Here is a 22,695-nt window from a genome sequence, read left to right as displayed (position 1 = left end):
GCCGCGACCGGTCGTCCCGGGAAACTGCAGGTCAGCGGCGAGATGAGTGGTAGGGCGTCCGGGACTCGAACCCGGAACCTATGGATTAAAAGTCCACAGCTCTGCCAATTGAGCTAACGCCCCGCTGGCACGAGGGTACCGGAGGGGGCGGGCCGTCGTGATCCTGAGTGTGATGCGGCGGCCTTTGTCCGGGCCCCGTCGGAGGCGGGAGGCATCGGCACCTCGTCGCCCGCCATCATGGTCCCTCTGTCCACCCTAACGAGGAGGCCCGATGCCCGCTCTCGCGCAGTTGTTCGCGGTCACCGTCGACTGTCCGGACCCGTTCGGGCTCGCACGTTTCTACCAGGCGCTCGCCGGTGGGGAGGTCGCCTCGTCCAACGACGACTTCGTCACGTTGAGTGGCGGCGCGGTGAGGATCGACTTCCAGCGCGTGGCCAACCCGGCGACGAGCTGGCCGGATGAAGACTCCCCGCGCAGGGTTCACCTCGACTTCCGGGTGGACGATCTCGAGCGGGCCGAGGAGGAGCTTCAGCGGCTCGGGGCGACCGTTGCCGAGCATCAGCCGGGCGGGCGGCGGTTTCGAGTGTTCTTCGATCCCGCCGGGCACCCCTTCTGCCTCGTCGACGCCGCCACCCAGTACTGAGAGAACCATGATGAGCGACAGCAGAGCGGCGCACGAGAGCGACCCGGTCACCGCGTTCCGTACGCTCCGGCCCGGCGGCAGCATCGAGGTCGAGGAGGACACCGGCGACTGCCGAGACAGACTCCTCGCCGCCGGGTTCATCGAGGTCACCGCGGTGAACGGCACCGTACGGGCGGTCAAGCCCCCGGCACCCGACGGCGTCACGATCCGGCCCATGCGGGAGGCGGACGCCGGCCGTGTGCTCGCCATCTACCAGGCGGGCATCGACGGTGGCCAGGCGAGCTTCGAGACCGAGGTTCCCACCTGGGAGGAGTTCGACCGGGCCAAGCTCCCGCTCCATCGCCACGTCGCGGAGTCCGACACCGGTGACCTGCTCGGCTGGGTCGCGGCCATCCCCACGTCCAGCCGCTGCGCCTACGCCGGCGTCGTCGAGCACTCGGTCTACGTCGACCCGGCCGCGCACGGGCGGGGGATCGGCGGCGCGCTCCTGCACGCGCTCATCGGTTCGACCGAGTCGGCCGGCATCTGGACCGTGCAGTCCGGGGTCTTCCCGGAGAACACCGCCAGCCTCCGCCTGCACGAGCGCGCCGGGTTCCGGGTCGTCGGTACGCGTAAGCGCGTCGGCCGTCATCACGGGAGCTGGCGCGACGTCGTCCTGATCGAGCGCCGCAGCACCGTCGCGGGGTCGGACTAAAGCCTGTCTCGAAGTCCTGGGTCTGGCCCCCCGCCTGGTCTGGGCCGCGCCCCGTCGTGGGGCCCGCCGGTCGTGGAGCCCATCGGTCGTGGAGCCCACCCGGTCCGGGGCCCACCCACCTGGGGCCCACCCACCTGGAGCCCACCCGCCCGGGGGTGCCATCCCACTTTCATTGTCCAGCGGGAACAGCGGCGGGCGGAAGTAGAGCGGGGTTCTGTGGATAACCCCGGGTGGGCGCCGACCCGGCGGCACCTGCCCAGGCGCCGCTCAGGCGGCACCACGCGGCAACAGCATGACTACGAGACAGACCCTAGGCCTCCGGATACGCCCGCGTACGGGGATGGGCCGTCAGCGCGTACACGAGCAGCACGCACATGGCGATCACGAGTACCGACCACACGGGGAACGCCCGCAGGAAGGCCAGTTGCCCGATGGCCACGAGCACGGCCATGGCCACGCCCGCCGTACGGGCCCATGACTGCTCTGCGAGGAGGCCCGCGCCGATGGCGATCTGAGCGAGCCCGAGGATCAGCCAGATCCAGCCCCAGGCGGTGAAGTTGAACACCAGGATGTCCTGCGATGTCACCTGGTAGTAGTCGTTCCTGAACAGCGCGACCAAGCCGTCCATCACGTTGAACACACCGACCACGAAGGCCACGACCCCCGCGAAGGACAACCAGCCGGTGGTGTTCGAAATGCGCGATGCCGTCATGCTTCCGACCTCCCCGAACGCAGGCGAACGCAGCCGAATGCCGGGAACATCCCCGCGAGGTCGTACGCACGAAACACGACACACCGCGCATATACCGAAACCTAGGCGTGCGCTTTGTCAGCGGTATGCGGAAATGCCGGTGATGGCCTGGCCGAGCACCAGAGTGTGAATCTCCTGCGTCCCCTCGTACGTCAGCACCGACTCCAGGTTCGTCATGTGCCGGATCACGGGGTACTCCAGCGTGACGCCGTTCGCGCCCAGGACCGAACGGGCCGAGCGCGCGACGTCGAGCGCCGCGCGTACGTTGGTGAGCTTGCCGAACGACACCTGCTGCGGCGTGGCCTCACCGGCCTCCTTCAGCCGCCCGATGTGCAGCGCGACCAGGCCCGCCTGACCCAGCGCGATCTCCATCCACGCGAGCTTCTCCTGGGTGAGCTGGAACGCCCCGATCGGCTTGCCGAACTGCTCACGCGTCTTGGCGTACTCCACGGCCGCCTCGTAACACGTACGCCCCGCTCCGATGGCGCCCCAGATGATCCCGTACCGCGCCTCCGACAGGCAGCCCAGCGGCCCCCTGAGCCCCGCGGCGTCGGGCAGCATCGCCTCGGCGGGCACGCGGACGTCGTCCAGTGAGAGCTCCGACGTCACCGACGCCCGCAGGGACAGCTTCTTGTGGATGTCACGCGAGGTGAACCCCCGCGTCTCGCGTGGGACCAGGAAGCCGCGGACCCCCTCGTCCGTACGCGCCCAGACGACGGCGACGTCCGCGACCGAGCCGTTCGTGATCCACATCTTCGAGCCGTTGAGCACCCAGTCGGAGCCCTCGCGCTTGGCGCGGGTGTTCATGTTCGCCGGGTCCGACCCGTGGTCGGGCTCGGTCAGGCCGAAGCAGCCCAGCGCTTGGCCGGCCGCCATCCGCGGCAGCCACTCCTGCTTTTGCTCCTCGGAGCCGTACTTGTGGATCGCGGTCATGGCGAGAGAGCCCTGTACGGACATGAAGCTGCGGACCCCGGAGTCGGCGGCCTCCAGCTCGCGGCAGGCGATCCCGTACGCGACCGCCCCCGCGCCCGGGCAGCCGTACCCGCTCAGGTGCATGCCCAGGAGGCCGAGCTCGCCCAGCGCCGGCGCGAGGTCACGGACGGGGAACGTGCCCGCCTCGAACCAGTCGGCCACATGCGGCTCGATCCGCTCGGCCGCGAACCGGCGGGCCGTGTCGCGTACCAGCCGCTCCTCGTCGGTGAACTGGTCGTCGATGCGCAGCAGATCCATCAAGACCTCCCAGAGGGTTCGGACCACAGCGTACGTTGGGCGTATGGCCCCCCGTGACCTGGTCCGGCTGCTGATCGACAAAGGCGTCCTCACCGATGACCGGGTGGCCGGAGCGATGGCCGAGGTCCCGCGCGAGCTCTTCGTGCCCGAGGACCGGCGCGACGAGGCGTACGCCGACAAGGTCCTAGTCACAAAGTGGGACGAAGCGGGTGTGGCGATCAGCTCGGCCAGCCAGCCCGCGATCGTCGCGATCATGCTCGAACAGCTGCGGCTCGAACGCGGTCACTCGGTGCTCGAGATCGGCGCCGGCACCGGGTACAACGCCGCGCTGCTCGGGCGGCTCGCCGAACGCGTCATCACCGTCGACATCGACGAGGACGTCGCGCATGCGGCGCGTGACCGGCTGGTCGGCGTGCCGAACGTCGAGGTGCGCACCGGCGACGGCTGGCTCGGCGCGCCGGACCACGCGCCGTACGACCGGATCGAGCTGACCATCGGCACCTCCGACATCTCGGCGTCCTGGCGTGACCAGCTCGCCGAGGGCGGCCTGCTCGTCCTCCCGCTCTGGCTGCGGGTCGGGGTGCAGGTGTCCGTGGCGTTCCGCCGCGACGGCGACGTGCTGCGCGGGGAGAGCGTGCGCGACTGCGGGTTCCAGCGGCTACGTGGGGCGCACAGCGGCCCGGAGGGGTTCATCGCGGTGGGCGGGGGAGACTTCGTCGTCCTCGACGACGCGTCGCACGCCGCGCCGCTGCGCGAGCTGCTGAGGCGCGCACCACGCGAGGAACGGTCACCGGTGGTCGATCCGGCGGTGTTCGCCCGGTTGGCGCTCGACGAGCCCCGTACGCTCGCGGTCTCCGACCTGTCCGGGGGACTACGTCCTGGTCTGTACGACCCGGAGAGCGTCGTGGTGATCGACAACGAGCGCATGCTGACGTACGGCTCACCCACCGCCCGCGACCGTCTCATCTACGGGCTGAGCACCGCGCGGCCGCTCGACCGTTCGCGGCTGCGGGTCACCGCCACCTTCGGCGCGCCACCCCCGCCGTCTCAGGGCTGGCGGTTCGTACGGCCGTCCTGCGTCGTCGATGTGTCCGAGGGGCCATAGGGGATCTCTCAGGGATGGGTCAGGGCAAGCCCCCATGGCGGTGAGCGCGCCCGGCGGGCACGATCGAGACATGAACGAAGACGCGATGAACGAGCCCACCGACACCCAGCCCCACCGACTCACCCGCACCCGCTCCGGACGCATGATCACTGGCGTCTGCTCCGGCACCGCCGCCTACTTCGGCGTCGACCCGACCCTCGTACGGCTCGCGGCCGCCATCCTGACCGTGCTCACCAGCGGCGCGGGCATCCTGCTGTACGTCGCCGCGGCGCTGATCATCCCGGAAGAGGGCAAGGACGTCTCGATCGCCCAGGAGCTCATCAACAAGCAGACCCACCGCAACGACTCCGTCTAGGCGGCGGCACTGATCGCGCGGTCGTGGGTCGAGGCGATCACCTCGGTCCGGACCTGCGTCCACGACATCGCGAGCATCGTCGCCACGGTCAGCCCCGCCACGCCGGCCAGGGCGACGACCGGCTCGGGGCCGAGCACCTGGGCCAGCGCGCCACCCGCGAGAATGCCGATCCCCTGGCTGGCGAGAATGCCCGACTGGGCCAGCCCGAACGCCTGCCCCCGGCCGGACGGGGGCACCGCGGCCACGAACGCGGCGTTCGCCGCCACCTGGTAGGCGCAGCCCACGCCGGACAGTGCCCACAACGCGACCACCGCCCACAGCGGTGGCCGCAGCCCCGAACCGATCAACGGCGCGCACGCCAGCATCGCCATCCAGCCCATCAGGCGCAGCCGGTTGTCCGGCCGGACGAACCGGCTGTACGCGAACGCCCCCACGACCATCCCCGTCGGCATCGCCGACATGAGCAGCCCGACGATGAAGGGGCTGTCCCCGAACGTCTTCGCGTACGGGACGGCCAGCCCCTCGGGCAGCACGTAGAACCCGCACAGCCAGGCGAAGCAGACGAGGGGCCGCAGCGTACGGTCGCCGAGCACGAAGCGGCCGCCACGGCGCGAGATCTGCCACAGCGACTCCCGGGCCCGGCCCTCGCGCCGGGGCGCCGGACGCCGCCGTACCCCGGCCACCACGATGATCGCGGACAGCACGAAGGTCACGGCGTCGATGGCCAGCGCCTCGTGTGTGCCCACCGCGAAGATCACCGCACTGCCCGCGAGGAACCCCAGCATCTGCGTGAACTGGTGGGTGATGTTGTTGATCGCCGACCCGACGACGTACATGTCACCGGGCAGCACTTCGGACAGCAGGGCGGCGCGCGCCGCGGTGAACGGCGTGCCCAGCAGCACACTGAAGAAGATCAGCACACACAGCATCGGGAACGGCATGTGGTGGACGGCCATCAGCGCCAGGACGCCGGCGCGTGCCAGGTCACAGACGATCATGACCCGCCGCCGGGGGATGAGGTCGGCGAGCACCGACAGGACCGGGCCGCCCATGATCGGCGGCAGGTAGGTGAGGGCGTACGCGACGGCGGTCTTCAGCGGCGAGTGGGTGTTGTTGTAGACGAGTACGGCGAGAGCGACCTGGGCGAACTGGTCGCCGATGTAGGACAACGCCTGGGCCAGCCAGAGGGAACGGAACTCACCGACACCGAACACTTCGCCATAAGTGGCCTGCCGATCCAACGGCCGTCGATGTCGTCCGCCCACGCGCGCTCCTCTACTGCGGCCGCCGCCCTGGTCGCTTTCCGTGACCGGGTGGTCTCAGAGGATTATCTCACGCTCCGTCGTTGGAGCGTGACCCATTGTGCCTGATCAGATCACCAGCCGAGTTCGTGCAACCGCTCGTCGTCGATACCGAAATGGTGGGCGATCTCATGGACGACAGTGACACGCACCTCTCGTACCAGGTCATCGCGGGTCTCACTGATGGCGAGAAGCGGCCGCCGGAAGATCGTTATACGGTCGGGCAGATAGCCCGCGTAAGTGTCTCCGCGCGCGGTCAGCGGCACTCCTTCGTACAGCCCGAGGAGTGTGCCGCCTTGCGCGGTGACCTGCGGTGGAGCGTCGTCCTCGACCACGATGACGACGTTCTTCATGACTCGGGTGAGCCGAGGTGGGATCGTGTCCAGCGCCTCACCGACAAGGTCCTCGAACTCTCCACGGCTCATCTCGATCACCCTGTCATTGTGCGTGGAGAGCGGCGGAAGCGAGCATAGGTACCAACGTGTTGACCCGAGCAAAATCAGAAATACTCCGGTTCACCGGCATGCGGCGTGTCCGGTTGCCCGCACGTATCGGGGCCATCATCGCCGTCGGGCTGATGGCCGGCTGGCTGGGCATGCTGTACGGCGGAAACGCCAAGACCGACATCGGGCCGGCCGATGTGACGTTCTCCCTCCGCCCGTCCCTTTCCGGCGGCACCGTCATCGACATCCCGCCGCTGGGCACGCTCCGCCTGGACAGCCACGCCGGTCCCGTACGCATCGACGCACAGGTCACCCGGATCCGCCCCGAACCCGCTCGCAAGCTCATAGAGGACCCGGCCGCCGTCGACCACCTCTCGCAGACGGTGGGGGCCGACATCCGGCACGGGTTCATCGTCATGATCGCCAAAGCGGTGGCGGCGGCGCTGCTGTGTGCCGGTCTCGCCGGTTTCGTGGTGTTCCGTACGTGGAAGCGGTCCCTGTGGTCGATGCTCGCGGCGTTCAACGGCCTGCTGGCCGTCGGCGTACTGGGGGCGGTGACGTTCAACCCGCAGTCGGTCGCGGAGCCGCGCTTCACCGGAATCCTCGCCAGCGCCCCGCAGGTCGTCGGTGACGCGAAGTCCATCGTGTCCCGCTTTGGGGCCTATCGCGCCCAGCTGGCCCAGCTGATCGGCAACGTCTCGCGCCTCTACGACGTGACGTCCACGCTGCCGACGTACGAGCCGGACCCGACGACCATCCGGGTGCTGCACGTGTCCGACATCCACCTGAACCCGGTGGCCTGGAGCGTCATCCGTCAGGTGACCAAGCAGTTCAACGTCCAGATGGTGATCGACACCGGCGACCTGACCGACCACGGCTCGTCGGCGGAGGAGAAGTTCGCGAACGACATCTCAAAGATCAAGGTTCCGTACGTGTTCATCCGCGGCAACCACGACTCCGGCGACACCGAAGCGTCGGTACGCCGCCAGAAGAACGCGGTGGTGCTCGACAACCAGGTCAAGGACGTCGCCGGCCTGCGGATCTTCGGCATCGGCGATCCGCGCTTCACCCCGGACAAGACCACCCGCGGCGACGACGTGGACGCCCGTGAGATGCTCGCGATCGGCCAGGGCGCCGCGGCCCAGATGGTCGCCTCCCACGACGCGCCGGACGTCGTACTCGTCCACGACCCGGCCGAGGGCCAGGCGTTCGACGGCACCGCGCCACTCGTCCTGAGCGGCCACATGCACCGGCGCTCCACACGTCTCCTGCCGTCGGGCACCCGGCTGTTCATCCAGGGCTCCACCGGCGGCGCCGGGATGCGCGGCCTGGAACACGAGGAACCGACCCCGTTCGAGATGTCGGTGCTCTACTTCAACCGCACCAGCCACCGCCTCCAGGGCTGGGACGACATCCGCCTGGGCGGCCTGGGATTGACGTCGGCCCAGATCGAACGAACCCTGGAACCGAAGCCCGACCGCCCCATAGCGCCGTCACCTGCCCAAACGCCGTCAGGTACGCCGCTTCCCCCGTCCGTATCGCCGGCGGCGCCGTCGAGCGAGGCCGGCCGACCGCGTTAGCGGGGGAATCACTTTGGTGGTTGGGGCGGTTGTCCCCTATGCTTGCGGAGTCCCCGACGGCAGGCGGCAAGGGCAAAACGGCGGCCACCGCCGTCAGGTCCCCATCGTCTAGCGGCCTAGGACTCCGCCCTTTCAAGGCGGCAGCGCGGGTTCGAATCCCGTTGGGGGCACGATACCCTTCGGGGTAGCAGTTGCAAGGTCCTGTGGAGCAGCTAGGAGTGCTCGCCACCCTGTCAAGGTGGAGGCCGCGGGTTCAAATCCCGTCAGGACCGCTGAGGCGCCTTCGGGCGCCGCGCGGGCAGGTAGCTCAGTCGGTACGAGCGTCCGCCTGAAAAGCGGAAGGTCGGCGGTTCGACCCCGCCCCTGCCCACCGCCCAAGATCATTGGAAACAGCGTCTGACCTCCGTGAACGAGGTTGGGCGCTGTTCGCTATGTGTCCGGTTGTGTTCGGCCGTCAACGGGTGGCGGTGGGCGGCTGTGCCCAATACGTGCCCACGTTTCAGCCCCGGAGAGCTGCCTCGACGCGGCGCTTGGCAATCTCGTATTGACCCTCGATGCACCTGGCGCAGACCTTGAGCAGGACGGAGACGCCGTGTTCTGCTCATTCTGCGACCTGGGTAGGGGACGCTTCCGTTGAGCCATAGGGAGACGCAGCGTGGCGGAGGTGGTAGACGTGCCGGGCGAGGGGTGAAGCGTACTCAGCGTCGGCTTTACGGGCGTTGTCCCACGCGCGCCGGTAGGTGATCGTCGCGAATTCGCCACCGCGTACGCCGCCGAATACGCGTCCCTCTGGGACCGAGGTCGAACATTGTCAGGTGCTGCCACAGGACCTTGGTCAACGGTGGTCTGCTGTGGGAGCTCGGCGCCATTGCTTTCGGGACGTGCTTTGAGCTGGCGCTGTTCGCGGCGGGCGCCGTTGTCGGTCCATTCCGTGCCGACTTCGGGGGAAGCCGAGTTCGCCCAGTTGTTACGGAAGCCACGCCGGATGTTTGCGGCGCTGAGTGCCGGGCGGGCATCCCGGCGGCGCTGGTCAGCCTAGAGAAGAGACGGCCCCGAGAATGACGACCAGCGCGATGCTAACGGCGAGGTGGGCCACCGATCGGCGAGTGGGGCGGGGACCGTCGAGAAGGATCTTGAGTCCGAAGGGTGCGAGCGCTACGCACAGCGCGACGATGGCGACGATCGACAGGGGGGTCGTACCTTTCAGCACACCTAGGGGAAGGGCCGAAGTGAGTGACAGGCAGAGGCAACTCGGCCGCCCCAGAACGCCCGTGCGCCAGGCGCCCGCGGCAAGCACGATCCAGCCGAGCATGATCGCGAAAGAAGCGTACTGGAAGATGTGGAAGCCCTGGTAGGAATCGGCGACGGCGGTGGTGGCCACGGACCGGCCCTGGACGTCGACGAGTTGGAACGCCAGGTGATCGATGCCGGCGTGGAAGGTGCGGGCGAACAGCCCTACCAACGCGAGGGTGCCGCCGAACGCGGCCCAGGTCGGCCGGAAGGCTCCGATGCGGGTGGCCAGAGCGATGACTGCCGGGCACATCACGACGGTGCCCGCGGCGAAGGCGCTGTAGGAGACGGTCATCAACGTCGGGTGCTCGTCGTAGGCGGCGAGCTGGTCGGGGAAGAAGAAATGAAAGCGAACCCGTAGCAGCACTCCAGCGAGCAGGAGCGCGGGACCAAGGAGCAGTGAGGCTCCGGCGAGCCAGCGGCCCGGGAACACGTAGGCATCGTGTGGTGAAGGCATGGCCACACCGTGCCTGGTAAGCACTGCACCGCGAATCGGCCCGGCATGGACATTTCGGATCACTCCAGTGAGGACACAGCAAGCCGATCCGCGAGCCGCTGTAGGCCCCAGGGGTGATCCACGTTGGTCCGATGCGGTCGGTGACCTGTGCGGTTAGCGTGTGACCCGTGGACGAATCCGGCTTTGAATCCCTGCAAATGCGCCGTCTGGGTCGAGGACACCTGCGTGTCCTCGACGGCGTAGTGGCCGCAGTGCTGGCGCTGGCCGGCGTGATGGTAGCCGGGAACATGCTCAAGGATCGCCCGGGGTTCACGCTGCCGTTCCTGACCTCGTGTGGGGCCGCCGTGCTTCTTGCCGCAGCCGTGGCGATGCGCCGCCGTTACCCGCAACGCGCCTTGCAGGGCGCGATGGTCGTCTCAGGCATTGCGGCGGTGTCTGGTGTCCTATGGGATCCGTTCCTCGCGGCCGCGCTGACGCTGTATCCAGTCACGGTGGTGTCGCCGGCACGCCGCTCGGCCGGTGCGCTGGGATGGTGCCTGGCCGCTGCGACGGCGGCCATCTGGATCGGCCAGATCATTCATCCTCGGTTCGGTCTGGTGCCGGCGGTCGGGTGGACGGCGGCCGCCTGGGTGTTGCTGACCGGTGCCTGGCTGATCGGGCATCTGATACGAGGCCGCCGGTGGGACACGGCATGCCTAGAGGCACAACGGCTCCGTCAGCTCGTCATCGACGAGCGGTTGCGAATCGCTCGTGAGCTGCACGACGTGGTCACTCACGGCATGGGGTTGATCGCGGTCAAAGCCGGAGTCGCCAACCACATTGCAGAAGCGCGGCCCGACGAGGCTCGCGACGCGCTGCGCGTGATCGAGGCCACGAGCCGTGACGCGCTCACCGAGATGCGCCGCCTACTCGACGTCTTGCGCCAGGACACCGACAACAGCAGTGATCTCACCCCACCTGGCCTTACCGGGCTCGCCGAACTCGCCGAACTCGCGGCGGCCTCAGGCGTCGAGGTCGAACTCACGGTTCCCGACCATCAGGATCTCCCGGAAGCGTTGCAGCTCACCATCTACCGCATCGTTCAGGAAGCTCTTACTAACGTGGTCAGACACGCCGCCCCCACCCGATGCCTGGCCACGTTGAACGTGACCTCTGATCAGGTGAGCATCGAGGTGATCGATGACGGCCCCGAACGCCCTTCCGCGCGGCTGGACTCCGGCGGGCATGGGTTGGTCGGGATGCGTGAACGCGTCGCCATGTACGGCGGGAGGCTCACAGCCGGCCCCCGGCCCGAGGGCGGGTTCGCCGTGACGGCGGTTCTCCACTACCGTCCTGCTCAGGCTTCCCACGCGGGTGGCGGCAGGTGACCAGCCCGGTGAGGGTGCTCGTCGCCGACGACCAGGCCCTGTTGCGCGGCAGCTTCCGCGCCCTCATCGAAACGGCGACCGGCCTTACCGTGGTCGGCGAGGCCGCCACCGGACGCGAGACCGTCGAACTCGCTCACGCTCTCCTGCCTGATGTCGTCCTCATGGATGTCCGCATGCCCGACATAGACGGCATCGAGGCCACCCGCCAGATCAATCATGCTCCAGAGACGGCGGGAGTGCGGGTCCTCATCCTCACCATGTTCGATCTGGACGGTTACGTCTTCTCGGCCCTGCGCGCCGGCGCCGCCGGATTCCTGCTCAAGGACACCCCGCCCGCCGATCTGCTCAACGCCATCCGCATAGTCGCGACTGGAGAAGCCCTACTGGCCCCTACTGTGACCCGGCGCCTCATCGCCGAGTTCGTCCGCCAGCCCCAGCCCGGACTTCCACCACCGCGCGACCTGGAACACATCACTGAGCGGGAACGCCAGGTCCTCACGCTGATCGCCCGCGGCCTGTCCAACACCGACATCGCCGGACAACTGCACCTCAGCCTCGCCACCGTGAAGACCTACGTGGGCCGCCTGCTGGCCAAGCTCCACGCCCGGGACCGCGCCCAACTGGTCATCATCGCCTACGAAACCGGCCTGATCACCCCCGCACCCTGAACAAGGCATCAGCACCTCGTTGGCAACGCGAGACCTGACGACAACGTTGACGACAACGTCCCCTTCCAACGGCTCACATGGGCACACGTCGAGCACCGTCTGACCTCGGCTCGGGTGCCACGAGCAGGGATGATGTCACTTCTGAAAAGCGGAAGGTCGGCGGTTCGACCCCGCCCCTGCCCACCGCCTCTGAACAGCCAAGACGCCCCGGAGCCATACGGCCCGGGGCGTTTTTGACGGCAACGTCCCCCGCCTGTGACGCTGTGCCCGAGCTGACCATTGGCTATGGGCTGTAAGACGGTGTCACTAGGCTTTAGACGTGCAACTTCGCCCATCGGCTAACAAGAACCTGGCAAAGCTGCCGTTCTTCATCGATACAGAAATCATCGATGCAACCGATGATGCAGCGACCCGTCTTCGCCGTCTTCACCGCGAGGATTGGATCCGGCTACAGCGATCCGACACGATGGATTTCGAGCTTTCAGCTGCCCCGGAGGAGAAGCGCGCTGCACTCATGGCCGCTAGCTCCTCCGACCCGGAAGCGTTCGGCGTGGCGGTGCTCGATCATTCCTTCGCCGGCACCTCCTTCCTCGCGAGCGAGGAAGATGCCAACCGCGTCGACGCCGTGTTTTCGATCATGTTGCCCAACTCCGGCAAGAGCAAGGTCCGGGATGGCCATCTCCATGATGCGATGCACATCGCGACCGCGATCGGCTACGGCGGCTAATTGTGTTGCCGCCGGAGGAAGCGGCAGCGGGCCACGGAAGGCGCCCGCCGAGGGCGCCACTAGGCCATAGCGGAGCGGCCCTACTCAGGCGGGTTGGCCGCCTCGGTCAGGGCGGTCAGGACGGCGGCCACGGCAGGTGGGTCGGGTGGGTCGCCGTAGGTCGCGGCGTGGATCTGTCGGCGGAAGCCGGTGTCGGTGGCGTGGATGTCCTCGCGACGGTGGGCTTGCAGCGCATGGCCGGGCAGGGTGGTGACGCCCGCGCCGGCGGCGACGAGGGTCTGCACGACGACCATGTCGTCGCTGTGCGAGCCGATGCGGGGGGTGAAGCCCTCGTGCCGGCACATCGCGTTCAGCTCGGCCTGGCACCGGTCGCAACCGCCGATCCAGGAGGAGAGGCGGTGGTTGGCGAGGCTGTCGTCTGGTTGCCGGCTGATGAGGTAGATCGCGTCATCGCCGACGTGAACGAGGCGGAATCCCTCGTCCTCGACCGGGTCGTCGGCGTGGCGGAAGACGAGCGCGACGTCGATTTCGCCGTGCCGCAGCATCTGCAGCGCTTCGACGGGGTGGCGGTCGAAGAGGCTCAGCTCGATTCCCGGGTACGCCTCGGTCAGTGAGGCGGCCGCCTTCGGCACGATCGTGCTCAGCGTGGACGCGTTGGCGGCCAGGCGGACCCGGCCGGACTGCAGGCCGACCTGTGCCGCCAGCTCGTTGGTCGCCGCGTCGACGCGTCCGAGGATCTCGGCGGCGCGGTTGGCCAGCAGGTGGCCTTCGGGCGTCAGCCGGATTCCGCGGCCGATCCGCTGAACGAGTTTGGCGCTGGTGGCCGCCTCCAGGCGGGACAGGTGGTGGCTCACCGAGGACTGGGAGTAGTGCAGGTGCTTCGCCGCTTCGGTCACCGAGCCGTGCCGGGCCACAGCGGACAGGACCTTCAGGTGGACCAGGTTGAGCATTAATCGAGAATATCGATGTGAGTCCCGCAGGATTGTCATTAGACGTCATGTCTTGCCTGCTCCATCCTTGAGCGATGCCCACCGCGAAGAGGACGGAGCGATGACCACACGTTCGGGCAAGGTGACCTGTGATCTCTCGATTTCGGTCGACGGATACTCTGCCGGGCTCAACCAGACCGAGGAGCGCCCGTTCGGCCATGACGGCGGCGACGGCTGGGGCTCCAAGCTCCACTCATGGATGGATGATCCGGAGGAGGCCCGGCTCCAGGCCGACTGGCTGGCGGAGACCAAGGCGTTCATCATGGGCCGCAACATGTTCGGCCCGGTGCGCGGCGAGTGGGAAGGGCTGGTGGGGGGACAACCCGCCGTACCACGCCCCGGTCTTCGTGCTCACGCACTACCCGCGCGACCCGCAGCCGATGGAGGGCGGCACCACCTTCTACTTCGTCACCGACGGGATCAAGGCCGCGTTCGAACGGGCGCGTGAGGCGGCAGGGGACGGCAACATCTCCATCCACGGCGGAGCGACCACCATCAATCAGTACCTCGCCGCCGGCCTGATCGACGAGCTGCGGCTGCGCATCATGCCGATCACGCTCGGCGCCGGCACGCGGCTGTTCGACGGCGTTCCGTCGCTGAACCTCGAGCAGGTGGAGTCGCGAGCGGCAGGCCCGATCACGCACCTGACCTATCGCGTGCTGCCGTGACAAGGGAGATCACCATGAGACCCGATGGCGCCCTGCAGACCTTCATCGACGATGTGGAGTCCGTGGTCGGCAGCACCGATGACGAGCACGAGATCACCAAGCGGGTCGCGGACCTGCTGTCCGCCCTCTTGGCGGGCGACTACCGGCTCCCACCCGAGGTCACACGGCCGTCGAACGATCACCACGTCAACTAACCGCTCTACATCGCTCCCGACCACGGCTGGTGCCTGGCCGCAGTCGTCTGGAACGTCGGTCAGCGCACGCCCGTGCACGGACACGAGACGTGGGGCGTGGCCGGAATCCACTCGGGATCCGAACACGAGTTCCGCTACGACAAGCCCACGGCCGCCGATGCGGGCCGCCCTCTCAAGCCCGCCGGGGAGAACGTGTGGGAGCCCGGCCAGGTCACCGTGTGCTGCACGACCGACGACGACGTCCACGCCGTCGCGGCCGTCGGCGATGTGCCCACCGTCGGGATCCACGTCTATGGAGCCGACATCTGCGCCATCGAACGGCGCTCGTACGACCCGGCGACCGGAGCGGTCACCCGGTTCGTCTCCGACTGGGACACCCCAGATCCCGGAGCTAATGGACGGGCAACCGGGAGATCCTGAAGGCGGGCATGCTCCCCCAGTTCCTCATGGTCGCCAGGTATGCGAGCGCGAGGTACTAATCCGATTGTAGAGCCTGACCCGCTTCCCGGAGGGCGGGACGACGGCGCAGGGGATGACCCAGGGGAGGGGACTGCGGTGCACGACCGCTGCGGTTCCGGTCCTGTCCAGCGGATCGACTGCTCACATACCAACCGCGTTCCCAGCGCCCACACCAGCCCGCCTGCTGTTGAGATCGGTACGCCTATCCAGAAGCCCCAGCCCGCCCAGCTCGCCAGCCACCACGACATGAGCAACCTTGCACTGCGTAACGGGCGAATCGCAGGTCAGCCATCAGCCCTGGACGTCCGTGGAACAGGGTCGTTGCAGGTACCGCAGCTGGATACAGCGTCCCTGCGTGATCGTTGCTGACCGCGTACCGCAGATCCGCCACCGCCCTCGCGGCCTGCTCGGCAGACCGAGGATCGCGCATTGCGGCTACCGCGGCCCGAGCGAGCTCCGAAGAATAGGCACGCGCGTCAGTTATTCGTGACCAATCGAGGGCGTCCAATGGCACTCCCGGGCGTAGGAACGATCAGGATCGTACGGCCCTGGGTCAGCAGTAACAGACTCGACGGGATCGAGCTCGGGATATACGCGGGATGACCTTGCCTCAGCGACCTGTCGCGTGATGCGAGCGCAGCTCAGCGGGCGAATGGACACCGATTCGCCGACCCTCTGCAAATCCGTCGGCGAATCCATGCGCGATGCTGGCGGGTATGACCGCTCCCGTGCTCTACGTGATCGTGTGCGCGACCACCCATGCCCGTGAGGTGGGTCGGCTGGTCCGGCTCGCTCAGGAGCGCGGCTGGGACACGTGCGTGCTGACCACTCCGATGGCGCGCCGGTTCGTCGACGTCGACGAGCTCGCCGTGTTGACGGGTCATCCCGTACGCAGTGAGTACAAGCATCCCGATGAGCCGGACGTTTTGCCGCCGGCGGACGCGGTGATCGTCGCACCCGCGACGGTGAACACCATCAACAAATGGGGTTCGGGAATCTGCGACACGCTCGCCCTCGGGATCCTGGTGGAGGGCATCGGCCTCGGCCTGCCCATCGCGGCGATCCCGGCGTCGAACCGGGCGCACACCTCCCACCCCGCGTTCGTAGAGAACATCGCCCGTCTCCGCTCATGGGGCGTCACGGTCATCTGGGAAACCGACGGCTACCCCGCGCATGATCCGGTCACCGGCGGCAACACGGCGCCGATTCCCTGGCAGGCCGCGCTCGACGCTGTCGTCGCGAAAACTGGATCAGAGTGAGCCGGGATGTCGTGGATGGACGCAGATGGCGGACCCGTTCGGCAGCAGGTCAACAGACGTCGAGAGATCGTCTTGGACACATTAAATCCGCCACAGGTCGGAAGACGGAGGGCCTATGCGCCGCCGGCGGGGGCCTTGGGCTCCGGGGATGGCCCGCTCTTGGTGTTAACAGATCTGATGGGTACGGGTGGAGTCGGATCATCCCCTCGGCCGACGCCCCAGGCGAAGCCAAGCAGACCAGGCCCTATGGGTGAAGGTCGTTCTTCCAGCGGGGAGCTCCACCTCCGCCCATAGGGCCTGGCCCGCTTCCCAGAGGGTGGGACGACGGCCAAGGGGATGACCCTCCCGAGGGCATCAGCGGACGTGCGGAGCTCACATGGGCACACGTCGACCACCGTCTGACCTCGGGTCGGGTGCCGCGAGCTGGGGTGATGTCACTTCTGAAAAGCGGAAGGTCGGCGGTTGGACCCCGCCCCTGCCCACCGCATATGAGCAGCCAAAGACCCCGGAGCGAATTCGCCTGGGGTCTTTGGCACCAACGTTTTCAGCCGCGGGCATCCCCAGCTTCCTGAGCGCCTTTTTCATCGAGCGCGGCATGCGCGTAGATCGTCATCGTGATCGGTATGTCCACGACCGGGCGGGTCCGGTCGATCGCACAAAATGGATTTCGGCCTCAGGACAGTTTCGCTTCGGGGGTGAAGGCGGGCAGCTTCTGGAGACTGCTGCGCACGGCCTCGGCGTCGTACCTCGAACATCTGCCGTTCGTAGTCGTCGACCGCGCTGAGTAGATCCTGGCGGCGTTCGTTGGTCTCGATCACCGTCATGGGCGCGGCGATCGAGACGGCGGAGGAACCGCGTAACGCGGGGACGCACAGCATCGCGCCATCGGCGGGTAGCACGGCGCACACGCACTACACCTGTGCGAGGCCCTCGCCGAGTACCCGGCCACTTCAGCACCCGCCGGTCCTGGAGCGAGCGCTGCCCGACCGGACCGATGCCTACATCAAGGTCATCCACGAGACCGGCTTGGCGGCCTCGTCCACGAAGACGGCCAGGTCGCATGAGACGTCACCGTACTCGCGCCGGGTGGAGTCGGATGTCCACCCGAGGTACGGCGGCTGACCCACGACGATGGGCCGCCTGCTTCCTAACGTTGGCGGCGCCCAGATGACGTACCCGTAGAGGAGGTGGGATCGGTGAGCGGTCCCGTCGAGGTCATTCTGATCATCGGTGCGGTCGGCTACATCCTGGCCCGCCGTTTGCTCGGCGAGCCCGCCGAGGCCAAGCGCATGCTGCTGCTCCCCGCTGTGCTCGCAGGAGTCGGGCTCGTCGATCTGACCAAGGTGACGCAGTCCCCTGCCTCCATCGGATTCCTGGTCGGCACCACCGTGCTCAGTCTGGTGCTGGGCCTGCTGCGCGGCGCGAGCATCCGCGTGTTCGACAAGGATGGCATCGTCTACCTGCGCTACACGGCCACGACTGTGGTGTTGTGGGGGATCAACCTCGGGGTCAAGTTCGGCGCGAGCGTCCTGCTGGGCCTTGTGGACCCGACGGCTGAGCATGTCGGCAGCAGTGGGCTGATGTTCACGCTCGGTGTCGGCATGGTGCTGGAAGGGCTGGCCGTGCTGTCCAAGGCGATGCGCACCAGCGGCCGGATCGTGTGGGCCAAGGGTCGCAACGACACACCCCACACGATGTCCTCCATGCTCGACGGTTTGCAGCAGAAGGTGCAGACCGCCGACGGGTCCCAGACACGCCGTCCGCGCCGGCGCGGTGGCCTCGCGTCGTTGATCGAGGACGTGCGTGACCTCGACATCCGGCAGCCGAACAGCAACGCTTCCGCCCCGTACCATGGGCCGCGACCGAACAGCGGCGGCTCTCCCGAAGACCAGGTGCGGATCATCGACCCGCACCACGATCACGGATGACCATGACCGGTATAGGTGGACGATGTCCGGCGATGAACGTCGAGTCTGACGGCACACTCCCCGCTGGGGTGCCCGTGGACGACGCGCCGGGAACATCGGCACGGTTCGCCGACGAACTGATCCGCCCGTTCGCCATCGGGACCGTTTCGGTGGTCAGCCTGATCCAGTTCGCCGAGCGCCCGCCGGGGCAGCTCGCCTGGGGCTTTGCGGTGGCCGCGATTGCCGCGGGGCTCGCGACGTCCATCGTGCCCTGGCGTCGGCTGCCGGGCCGGATGCGGATAACGCTGGTGTCGGTGTTCATGGCCCTCGGCGCGATGTTGTTCCCGCTGGCGAAGGACACGGCGGCTCCGGCGTTGGTGTTCCTCGCCTCCGGCACCGCTGGAGAGAAGCTGGCCTCGCGGCGGGCCGCGTTCACCATCGCCGGAGCCGGGACCGCCGTCGCGGCCGCTGCGACCTGGGCCGCCACCGCCGTGCTGCACCTGCCGCACGAGTCGCCCTGGTGGGTATCGCTCACCGTGGGCGTGCCCGTCTACATCGGCCGCGCTCGCCGGGAACGGGCCGACGCGCTGGCCGCCTCCGACCTCGCCGCCTGGCAGAGCCGGCGCGCGGCCGCGTCCGAGGCTCGGGAGGCCGCGCTGGAGGAACGGGGGCGTATCGCACGGGAGATCCACGATGTACTCGGCCACGCCTTGTCCAGCGTCGCCATGCAACTGGATATGGCCGACGCTCTGCACGCCGAGGGCCGCGACCTGGACGCCAATGAGGCCGTGCGGCGAGCACGAGCCCTGGCGGTATCAGGGATCGGGGAGACCCGCCGCGCGATCCACGCACTGCGCGAGGACACGTTGCCGCTTCCTGAGACCATCGCTGACATCGCGCGCGGAAGCACGGCCGGATTCGAGGTCCGGGGTGAGCCCGGCGAGGTACGGGTCGAGGCCGCCCAGGCCGTCATCCGTACCGCGCAGGAGGCGATCACCAACGCACATCGGCACGCACCCGGCGCCGAGGTGAACCTGCTGCTCGATTACGACGACCGGCTGATCCGGCTCATCGTCACCGACACGGGCACGGCCGAGCCCGGCGCCCAACCGAACCGCTCGGGCAGCGGGATGGGTCTCATCGGGATGCGCGAACGTGCCAGTCTGCTCGGGGGCACGCTGTACGCCGGTCCCGTCGAACCGGTCACCCCAGGCTGGGTAGTGCGATTGGAGTTGCCGCGATGACGTCGATCCGGCTGTTGGTCGTCGACGACCAGGCCGCGATACGGGACGCGCTCGCGGTCATGCTCGACCTCGACCCGGACATCGTTGTCGTCGGCACCGCCGCCAACGGCGAAGACGCGGTCATCGCCGTCGACGAGTACGACCCGGAGGTCGTACTGATGGACCTGCACATGCCGGTCATGGGTGGGGTCGAGGCCACCGGCCTGATTCACGCCGCCCGGCCCGGTCTGCCGGTCGTCGTGTTGACCACATTTGCCGACGACGAGTCGATCCTCGCCGCGCTGCGCGCCGGCGCCCGCGGCTACCTCACCAAGGACTCGGACCGGGCGAAGATCATTCAAGCCGTGCGCGGCGCACACGCCGGGCAGGCGGTCCTCGACCCCGACGTGCAGTCGCGGCTGCTCACGCTCGCCACCCGTCCCCCCGCGCCCGAGCCGGCCACGCCCGTGCCGCTGACCGCGCGCGAACGGGAGATCCTCGACCTCATCGGCCAGGGCCTGCGCAACAACGAGATCGCCCGGCGCCTGTACATCACCGAAGCCACGGTGAAGACGCACATCAACAATCTGTTCGCCAAAGCCGACCTGCACTCTCGCGCCGAGGCCGTACGGCTCGCCCTCACCCTTGCCGGGAGAAGACAGGAAGACGGACGCTCAGTGTGACCCCCGCGCAGGCCTTCCAGCCATTACCGGCTGTACGGGTTCGGCAATAGCATGGCTTTCATCAAGAAGAAGAGCTGACCGCGCTAAGCGGATAAATGGATTTGGTCGTTGGCCCGACCGTCAGGGTGACTTTCCACGGTGGCGGGACCATCACCCACGCACAGCGCTGCGTACGGGACGCGTGACCTCGTCATCGGCGTCAATCCCATGACCTGGCAGATCGGTCGAGTGGAGATCGGGTGGAGAGACCTCGACCCGTACGACCTCCACCTCATCTCGGTTCGTCAGCCGATGCGGGGCAGATACCCGGATTCCTAAGTTGTGGCCACAGCAAACGAAGCCACGAATCTGAAAGGCCGCAGCCATGGACATGGACGTATGGATTTTGAATCTGGCCGTACTCTTCGTCGTGCTGGAATCCGATCTCGGCCTACGGAAAGTCACCAAATTCCGCGTACTCCGTCCGGTAATCACCTCCGCAGCCATCGTGCCGATCTTCATCGCCCAAGTCGCCACGAGCGGGTACGGCCTGATGCTGGAAATCGCCGGCACAGCCGCCGGACTGTTGCTGGGGCTGCTGGCCAGCACCTTCATGCCCGTGTCTGAAGGTGTGGCCAAAGGTCGCCGATGCGCGAAGTCCCGCGCGGGGATCGGTTATGCACTGACATGGATCTCCGTGGTCGGCGCACGCATCGCCTTCTCCTACGGCAGCGCGCACGTTTTCGGCCGGCAACTGGGCGAATGGATGGCCACCCACTCCGTCTCCCAGGACGCGCTCACCGACGCACTGATCTTCATGGCGGTGATCATGATGCTCACCCGTACCGCCCTCCTCCAGGTCAAGGCCAGGGCGGCACTGACCCGCGCCGAGCCGGCCGAAGCCCCCCTGCCGGTCGAATGAGTCCCTGCGTGCTTTGAGGGCCTCGTCGCAGAGGTCGGGTAGCGGGATGGTGTGCGATCCGGTACACCGGTGCCGGCAGTCGGAACATGTCCGATCCGTTCATGCCACATGGGGATGGTGGTGCCTAGCGTGTGAGGCATGACGAATCCCAGCCTCGCGGTCATCTCCATCGTCACGAACGACATGTCGGCCGCCATCGCCTTCTACGAATCGTGCGGCCTTCGACTGAGCGGCGGAGGTCCGACCGATCAGCACTCCGAGTTCAGCGGTGCGGGCATCAAGGTCATGCTCGACACCCGAGAGGTGATCACAGCGATCGACCCACGCTGGCGACCGCCGAGTGGCGGACACGCGATGGCGCTGGCATTCGACTGCGGTACCCCCGACAACGTGGATGCCACGTTCGATCGGATGGTCGCGGCAGGAGCAGGCATCGCCAAAAAGCCGTGGGACGCGTTCTGGGGCCAGCGCTACGCCGTCATCACCGATCCCGACGGCAACCCCGTCGATCTGTTCGCGGCCCGGGGGTGAGGCTCATCGAGCGCCTGCTTGTCCCTCCACAGATGCGAGGCATCGGAGTAGCCGGCGGTGGCGGCCGCCCCCGCACGCGTGTGACCGGCCGCCACGAGGCGATCGGCCCTCCGCAGTCGTAGCACGCGCTGCAGGTGCTTGGCGCCGTAGCCGTACCACTGCCCGGCGAGCCGCTGCAGCTGTCGGGGAGAGTAGCCGGTTCGTTCGGCGACCTGGACGATGGGAAGTCCCGAACCCAGGTCGGCGGCCACGCAGACGGGGCGCCGGTCGAGCTGGAGGTCGGCGACGGCGCCGGCCGCGAGGTCCACCAACGCAAGGGCCGAGTGTTCCGCGGCGGCCAGTCGCGTTTCCCATCGCCGAGCGTCGAGCCCGATCACCGAGTCGAGGCGTACGACGCTGTCGACCAGGTGATCCGCCCCGGTCCGCAGCAGCTGCGGCAGGACTCCAGGCCAGAATCTCAGTCCGATCATGCATCCGCCTTGGCCTGGCGCGAAGACGCGAGCGTGCGAATCGGCCCCCGCGACCAACAGCTCTTCACCGGTCCACAGCAAGTCCATGCAGCCATCCGGGACGATCACGGACTCATCACCGGCAAAAGCGCTGCGCCAGATCGTCCCGCATGCGGCCGGCGCCGCGCGCTCCTCGTACCGTCTCGAGCCCGTCACGAAACAGAACCTAGCCGAGGCTGACCGTGATGGCCTACGACCTTGGTAGCGTCCGCTCCAGGCCCTCAGCCTGAAGTCGCACCCGCAAGACCCGACACGCGGCGGATGCCTCCGGCTCGGTGTCTCTTTAGCCTTTCAAGAGACACAATGAAAAAAGGGGATCCATATGTTCAGGTCGCGGCGGGTACGCAAGAGCGAAGCATGGGAAGGCGTTGTCAGCGGCAAATCCAGAAGAATGCCGGACGGATCGAATCTCTACCACTATCTCGACGTCACTTTCACCGACGGCACGTCCAAGAAGATCCGGGTCAACGGTTCCTTCTGGGACTCACTTCGCCCCGGCGATCAGATCATCAAGCAGGCCGGATCCGATCCGGTCAAGAAATAGACCGGGTCGAAACGTCTGCGCAAAGCCGTGCCCTGCGGAACGGATGGAGGTACTCGCTCGATGGCTACAGCAGCGACGCGAGAGAGGGACGCCTAGCTCGGTGCGGGGTCGGTGACCTCTGGGGCTCCCGTCGGGTAACCGGCCCTTGCATCGCATGAGTGATGCATGCCACAGTGTTGGCACGTAGTGGCACTAACAGGGCGCGATTATGACACTG

Annotated in this window: 26 protein-coding genes and 4 tRNA genes; 22 read left to right on the top strand and 8 right to left on the bottom strand. The window is 67.7% G+C overall.

What is annotated here, in order from left to right; genetic code table 11:
- Nucleotides 1–47 precede the first annotated feature (47 nt).
- Nucleotides 48–123, bottom strand: a tRNA-Lys gene (locus tag FB559_RS10275).
- Between the two features lie 148 nt (nt 124–271).
- Here FB559_RS10275 and FB559_RS10270 point away from each other — a divergent pair.
- Nucleotides 272–643, top strand: a complete 372-nt coding sequence (locus FB559_RS10270; protein WP_141955396.1) for a VOC family protein — start codon at nt 272–274, stop codon at nt 641–643.
- A 10-nt stretch (nt 644–653) separates the two neighbouring features.
- Nucleotides 654–1,337, top strand: coding sequence for a GNAT family N-acetyltransferase (locus tag FB559_RS10265; protein ID WP_246121498.1), 684 nt, complete (start codon nt 654–656; stop codon nt 1,335–1,337).
- A 310-nt stretch (nt 1,338–1,647) separates the two neighbouring features.
- Here FB559_RS10265 and FB559_RS10260 read toward each other — a convergent pair whose 3' ends face one another.
- Nucleotides 1,648–2,049 carry a DUF7144 family membrane protein gene (locus tag FB559_RS10260; RefSeq protein WP_141955395.1) on the bottom strand — a complete coding sequence of 134 codons (402 nt, stop codon included), beginning with the start codon at nt 2,047–2,049 and terminating at the stop codon, nt 1,648–1,650.
- A gap of 117 nt (nt 2,050–2,166) precedes the next feature.
- Nucleotides 2,167–3,318 (bottom strand): acyl-CoA dehydrogenase family protein, encoded by a 1,152-nt coding sequence (locus FB559_RS10255; RefSeq protein WP_141955394.1) that lies wholly within the window; start codon nt 3,316–3,318, stop codon nt 2,167–2,169.
- 43 nt (nt 3,319–3,361) lie between these two features.
- On the opposite strand from FB559_RS10255, the gene FB559_RS10250 reads away from it, so the two are divergent.
- Both FB559_RS10250 and FB559_RS10245 read left to right on the top strand, forming a co-directional pair.
- Nucleotides 3,362–4,423, top strand: coding sequence for a protein-L-isoaspartate O-methyltransferase family protein (locus FB559_RS10250; protein ID WP_185792125.1), 1,062 nt, complete (start codon nt 3,362–3,364; stop codon nt 4,421–4,423).
- A gap of 70 nt (nt 4,424–4,493) precedes the next feature.
- Nucleotides 4,494–4,778 carry a PspC domain-containing protein gene (locus tag FB559_RS10245; RefSeq protein ID WP_141955392.1) on the top strand — a complete coding sequence of 95 codons (285 nt, stop codon included), beginning with the start codon at nt 4,494–4,496 and terminating at the stop codon, nt 4,776–4,778.
- Here the strand turns inward: FB559_RS10245 and FB559_RS10240 are convergent.
- Both FB559_RS10240 and FB559_RS10235 read right to left on the bottom strand, forming a co-directional pair.
- Nucleotides 4,775–6,043, bottom strand: coding sequence for an MFS transporter (locus tag FB559_RS10240; RefSeq protein ID WP_141955391.1), 1,269 nt, complete (start codon nt 6,041–6,043; stop codon nt 4,775–4,777). The genes FB559_RS10245 and FB559_RS10240 overlap by 4 nt on opposite strands.
- Before the next feature lie 110 nt (nt 6,044–6,153).
- Nucleotides 6,154–6,513, bottom strand: coding sequence for a metallopeptidase family protein (locus FB559_RS10235; protein ID WP_141955390.1), 360 nt, complete (start codon nt 6,511–6,513; stop codon nt 6,154–6,156).
- An 89-nt stretch (nt 6,514–6,602) separates the two neighbouring features.
- On the opposite strand from FB559_RS10235, the gene FB559_RS10230 reads away from it, so the two are divergent.
- The 4 genes from FB559_RS10230 to FB559_RS10215 all read left to right on the top strand — a co-directional run bounded on the left by FB559_RS10230 (nt 6,603) and on the right by FB559_RS10215 (nt 8,472).
- On the top strand, nt 6,603–8,102 hold the full coding sequence (locus FB559_RS10230) for a metallophosphoesterase family protein (protein WP_141961604.1): 1,500 nt from the start codon (nt 6,603–6,605) through the stop codon (nt 8,100–8,102).
- Between the two features lie 97 nt (nt 8,103–8,199).
- A tRNA-Glu gene (locus FB559_RS10225) sits at nt 8,200–8,272 on the top strand.
- A 27-nt stretch (nt 8,273–8,299) separates the two neighbouring features.
- Nucleotides 8,300–8,374 (top strand) — tRNA-Asp (locus FB559_RS10220).
- A 24-nt stretch (nt 8,375–8,398) separates the two neighbouring features.
- Nucleotides 8,399–8,472 (top strand) — tRNA-Phe (locus FB559_RS10215).
- Nucleotides 8,473–9,132: 660 nt separating this feature from the next.
- Here FB559_RS10215 and FB559_RS10205 read toward each other — a convergent pair.
- Nucleotides 9,133–9,759: a hypothetical protein gene (locus FB559_RS10205; RefSeq protein WP_246121496.1), complete on the bottom strand. Its 627-nt coding sequence runs from the start codon at nt 9,757–9,759 to the stop codon at nt 9,133–9,135.
- 257 nt (nt 9,760–10,016) lie between these two features.
- On the opposite strand from FB559_RS10205, the gene FB559_RS10200 reads away from it, so the two are divergent.
- The 3 genes from FB559_RS10200 to FB559_RS10190 all read left to right on the top strand — a co-directional run bounded on the left by FB559_RS10200 (nt 10,017) and on the right by FB559_RS10190 (nt 12,611).
- Nucleotides 10,017–11,216: a sensor histidine kinase gene (locus FB559_RS10200; RefSeq protein WP_141955389.1), complete on the top strand. Its 1,200-nt coding sequence runs from the start codon at nt 10,017–10,019 to the stop codon at nt 11,214–11,216.
- Entirely contained in the window at nt 11,213–11,884 is a 672-nt protein-coding gene (locus FB559_RS10195; protein ID WP_141955388.1) for a response regulator, read from the top strand. The genes FB559_RS10200 and FB559_RS10195 overlap by 4 nt, the downstream gene beginning before the upstream one ends.
- Nucleotides 11,885–12,203: 319 nt before the next feature.
- On the top strand, nt 12,204–12,611 hold the full coding sequence (locus FB559_RS10190; protein ID WP_141955387.1) for a hypothetical protein: 408 nt from the start codon (nt 12,204–12,206) through the stop codon (nt 12,609–12,611).
- Nucleotides 12,612–12,691: 80 nt separating this feature from the next.
- Here the strand turns inward: FB559_RS10190 and FB559_RS10185 are convergent, their stop codons facing one another.
- Entirely contained in the window at nt 12,692–13,561 is an 870-nt protein-coding gene (locus FB559_RS10185) for a LysR family transcriptional regulator (RefSeq protein ID WP_141955386.1), read from the bottom strand.
- A 386-nt stretch (nt 13,562–13,947) separates the two neighbouring features.
- Here FB559_RS10185 and FB559_RS45370 point away from each other — a divergent pair, with 386 nt between their 5' ends.
- From FB559_RS45370 to FB559_RS10140, 10 genes are all read left to right on the top strand, one after another.
- Nucleotides 13,948–14,268: a dihydrofolate reductase family protein gene (locus FB559_RS45370; protein WP_246121494.1), complete on the top strand. Its 321-nt coding sequence runs from the start codon at nt 13,948–13,950 to the stop codon at nt 14,266–14,268.
- A gap of 14 nt (nt 14,269–14,282) precedes the next feature.
- Nucleotides 14,283–14,462 carry a hypothetical protein gene (locus FB559_RS44530; RefSeq protein WP_221639947.1) on the top strand — a complete coding sequence of 60 codons (180 nt, stop codon included), beginning with the start codon at nt 14,283–14,285 and terminating at the stop codon, nt 14,460–14,462.
- Between the two features lie 72 nt (nt 14,463–14,534).
- Nucleotides 14,535–14,882: a cysteine dioxygenase family protein gene (locus tag FB559_RS44525; RefSeq protein ID WP_221639946.1), complete on the top strand. Its 348-nt coding sequence runs from the start codon at nt 14,535–14,537 to the stop codon at nt 14,880–14,882.
- Nucleotides 14,883–15,637: 755 nt separating this feature from the next.
- On the top strand, nt 15,638–16,180 hold the full coding sequence (locus tag FB559_RS10170) for a flavoprotein (RefSeq protein WP_221639945.1): 543 nt from the start codon (nt 15,638–15,640) through the stop codon (nt 16,178–16,180).
- An 804-nt stretch (nt 16,181–16,984) separates the two neighbouring features.
- Entirely contained in the window at nt 16,985–17,302 is a 318-nt protein-coding gene (locus FB559_RS10165) for a hypothetical protein (protein ID WP_141955384.1), read from the top strand.
- Between the two features lie 74 nt (nt 17,303–17,376).
- On the top strand, nt 17,377–18,108 hold the full coding sequence (locus FB559_RS10160; RefSeq protein ID WP_185792124.1) for a DUF1453 domain-containing protein: 732 nt from the start codon (nt 17,377–17,379) through the stop codon (nt 18,106–18,108).
- Between the two features lie 32 nt (nt 18,109–18,140).
- Nucleotides 18,141–19,331, top strand: coding sequence for a sensor histidine kinase (locus FB559_RS10155; protein ID WP_185792123.1), 1,191 nt, complete (start codon nt 18,141–18,143; stop codon nt 19,329–19,331).
- Complete coding sequence (locus tag FB559_RS10150; RefSeq protein WP_141955382.1) at nt 19,328–19,993, top strand: response regulator; 666 nt, start codon at nt 19,328–19,330, stop codon at nt 19,991–19,993. Before FB559_RS10155 ends, FB559_RS10150 begins: the two co-directional genes overlap by 4 nt.
- 364 nt (nt 19,994–20,357) lie before the next feature.
- Complete coding sequence (locus FB559_RS10145) at nt 20,358–20,894, top strand: hypothetical protein (RefSeq protein ID WP_141955381.1); 537 nt, start codon at nt 20,358–20,360, stop codon at nt 20,892–20,894.
- Between the two features lie 138 nt (nt 20,895–21,032).
- Nucleotides 21,033–21,425, top strand: a complete 393-nt coding sequence (locus FB559_RS10140; RefSeq protein WP_141955380.1) for a VOC family protein — start codon at nt 21,033–21,035, stop codon at nt 21,423–21,425.
- Here FB559_RS10140 and FB559_RS10135 read toward each other — a convergent pair.
- Complete coding sequence (locus FB559_RS10135; RefSeq protein ID WP_141955379.1) at nt 21,365–22,090, bottom strand: helix-turn-helix domain-containing protein; 726 nt, start codon at nt 22,088–22,090, stop codon at nt 21,365–21,367. The genes FB559_RS10140 and FB559_RS10135 overlap by 61 nt on opposite strands.
- A gap of 166 nt (nt 22,091–22,256) precedes the next feature.
- Here FB559_RS10135 and FB559_RS10130 point away from each other — a divergent pair, with 166 nt between their 5' ends.
- Nucleotides 22,257–22,478 (top strand): DUF7489 domain-containing protein, encoded by a 222-nt coding sequence (locus FB559_RS10130; RefSeq protein WP_141955378.1) that lies wholly within the window; start codon nt 22,257–22,259, stop codon nt 22,476–22,478.
- The last annotated feature ends 217 nt before the right edge of the window (nt 22,479–22,695 follow it).

It is taken from the genome of Actinoallomurus bryophytorum (genome assembly GCF_006716425.1).
Lineage (GTDB): Bacteria > Actinomycetota > Actinomycetes > Streptosporangiales > Streptosporangiaceae > Actinoallomurus > Actinoallomurus bryophytorum.
Note: the sequence above shows the minus strand (reverse complement) of the source record. Positions and strands in the feature narration are given on the sequence as shown.

Coding starts and splice junctions, on each gene's coding strand:
- FB559_RS10145 (WP_141955381.1), top strand. CDS start 20,358: ATGGACATGGACGTATGGATTTTGAATCTGGCCGTACTCTTCGTCGTG.
- FB559_RS10265 (WP_246121498.1), top strand. CDS start 654: ATGAGCGACAGCAGAGCGGCGCACGAGAGCGACCCGGTCACCGCGTTC.
- FB559_RS10155 (WP_185792123.1), top strand. CDS start 18,141: ATGAACGTCGAGTCTGACGGCACACTCCCCGCTGGGGTGCCCGTGGAC.
- FB559_RS10185 (WP_141955386.1), bottom strand. CDS start 13,561: ATGCTCAACCTGGTCCACCTGAAGGTCCTGTCCGCTGTGGCCCGGCAC.
- FB559_RS10170 (WP_221639945.1), top strand. CDS start 15,638: ATGACCGCTCCCGTGCTCTACGTGATCGTGTGCGCGACCACCCATGCC.
- FB559_RS10260 (WP_141955395.1), bottom strand. CDS start 2,049: ATGACGGCATCGCGCATTTCGAACACCACCGGCTGGTTGTCCTTCGCG.
- FB559_RS10245 (WP_141955392.1), top strand. CDS start 4,494: ATGAACGAAGACGCGATGAACGAGCCCACCGACACCCAGCCCCACCGA.
- FB559_RS44530 (WP_221639947.1), top strand. CDS start 14,283: ATGAGACCCGATGGCGCCCTGCAGACCTTCATCGACGATGTGGAGTCC.
- FB559_RS10230 (WP_141961604.1), top strand. CDS start 6,603: ATGCGGCGTGTCCGGTTGCCCGCACGTATCGGGGCCATCATCGCCGTC.
- FB559_RS10270 (WP_141955396.1), top strand. CDS start 272: ATGCCCGCTCTCGCGCAGTTGTTCGCGGTCACCGTCGACTGTCCGGAC.
- FB559_RS10150 (WP_141955382.1), top strand. CDS start 19,328: ATGACGTCGATCCGGCTGTTGGTCGTCGACGACCAGGCCGCGATACGG.
- FB559_RS10250 (WP_185792125.1), top strand. CDS start 3,362: ATGGCCCCCCGTGACCTGGTCCGGCTGCTGATCGACAAAGGCGTCCTC.
- FB559_RS10255 (WP_141955394.1), bottom strand. CDS start 3,318: ATGGATCTGCTGCGCATCGACGACCAGTTCACCGACGAGGAGCGGCTG.
- FB559_RS10130 (WP_141955378.1), top strand. CDS start 22,257: ATGTTCAGGTCGCGGCGGGTACGCAAGAGCGAAGCATGGGAAGGCGTT.
- FB559_RS10140 (WP_141955380.1), top strand. CDS start 21,033: ATGACGAATCCCAGCCTCGCGGTCATCTCCATCGTCACGAACGACATG.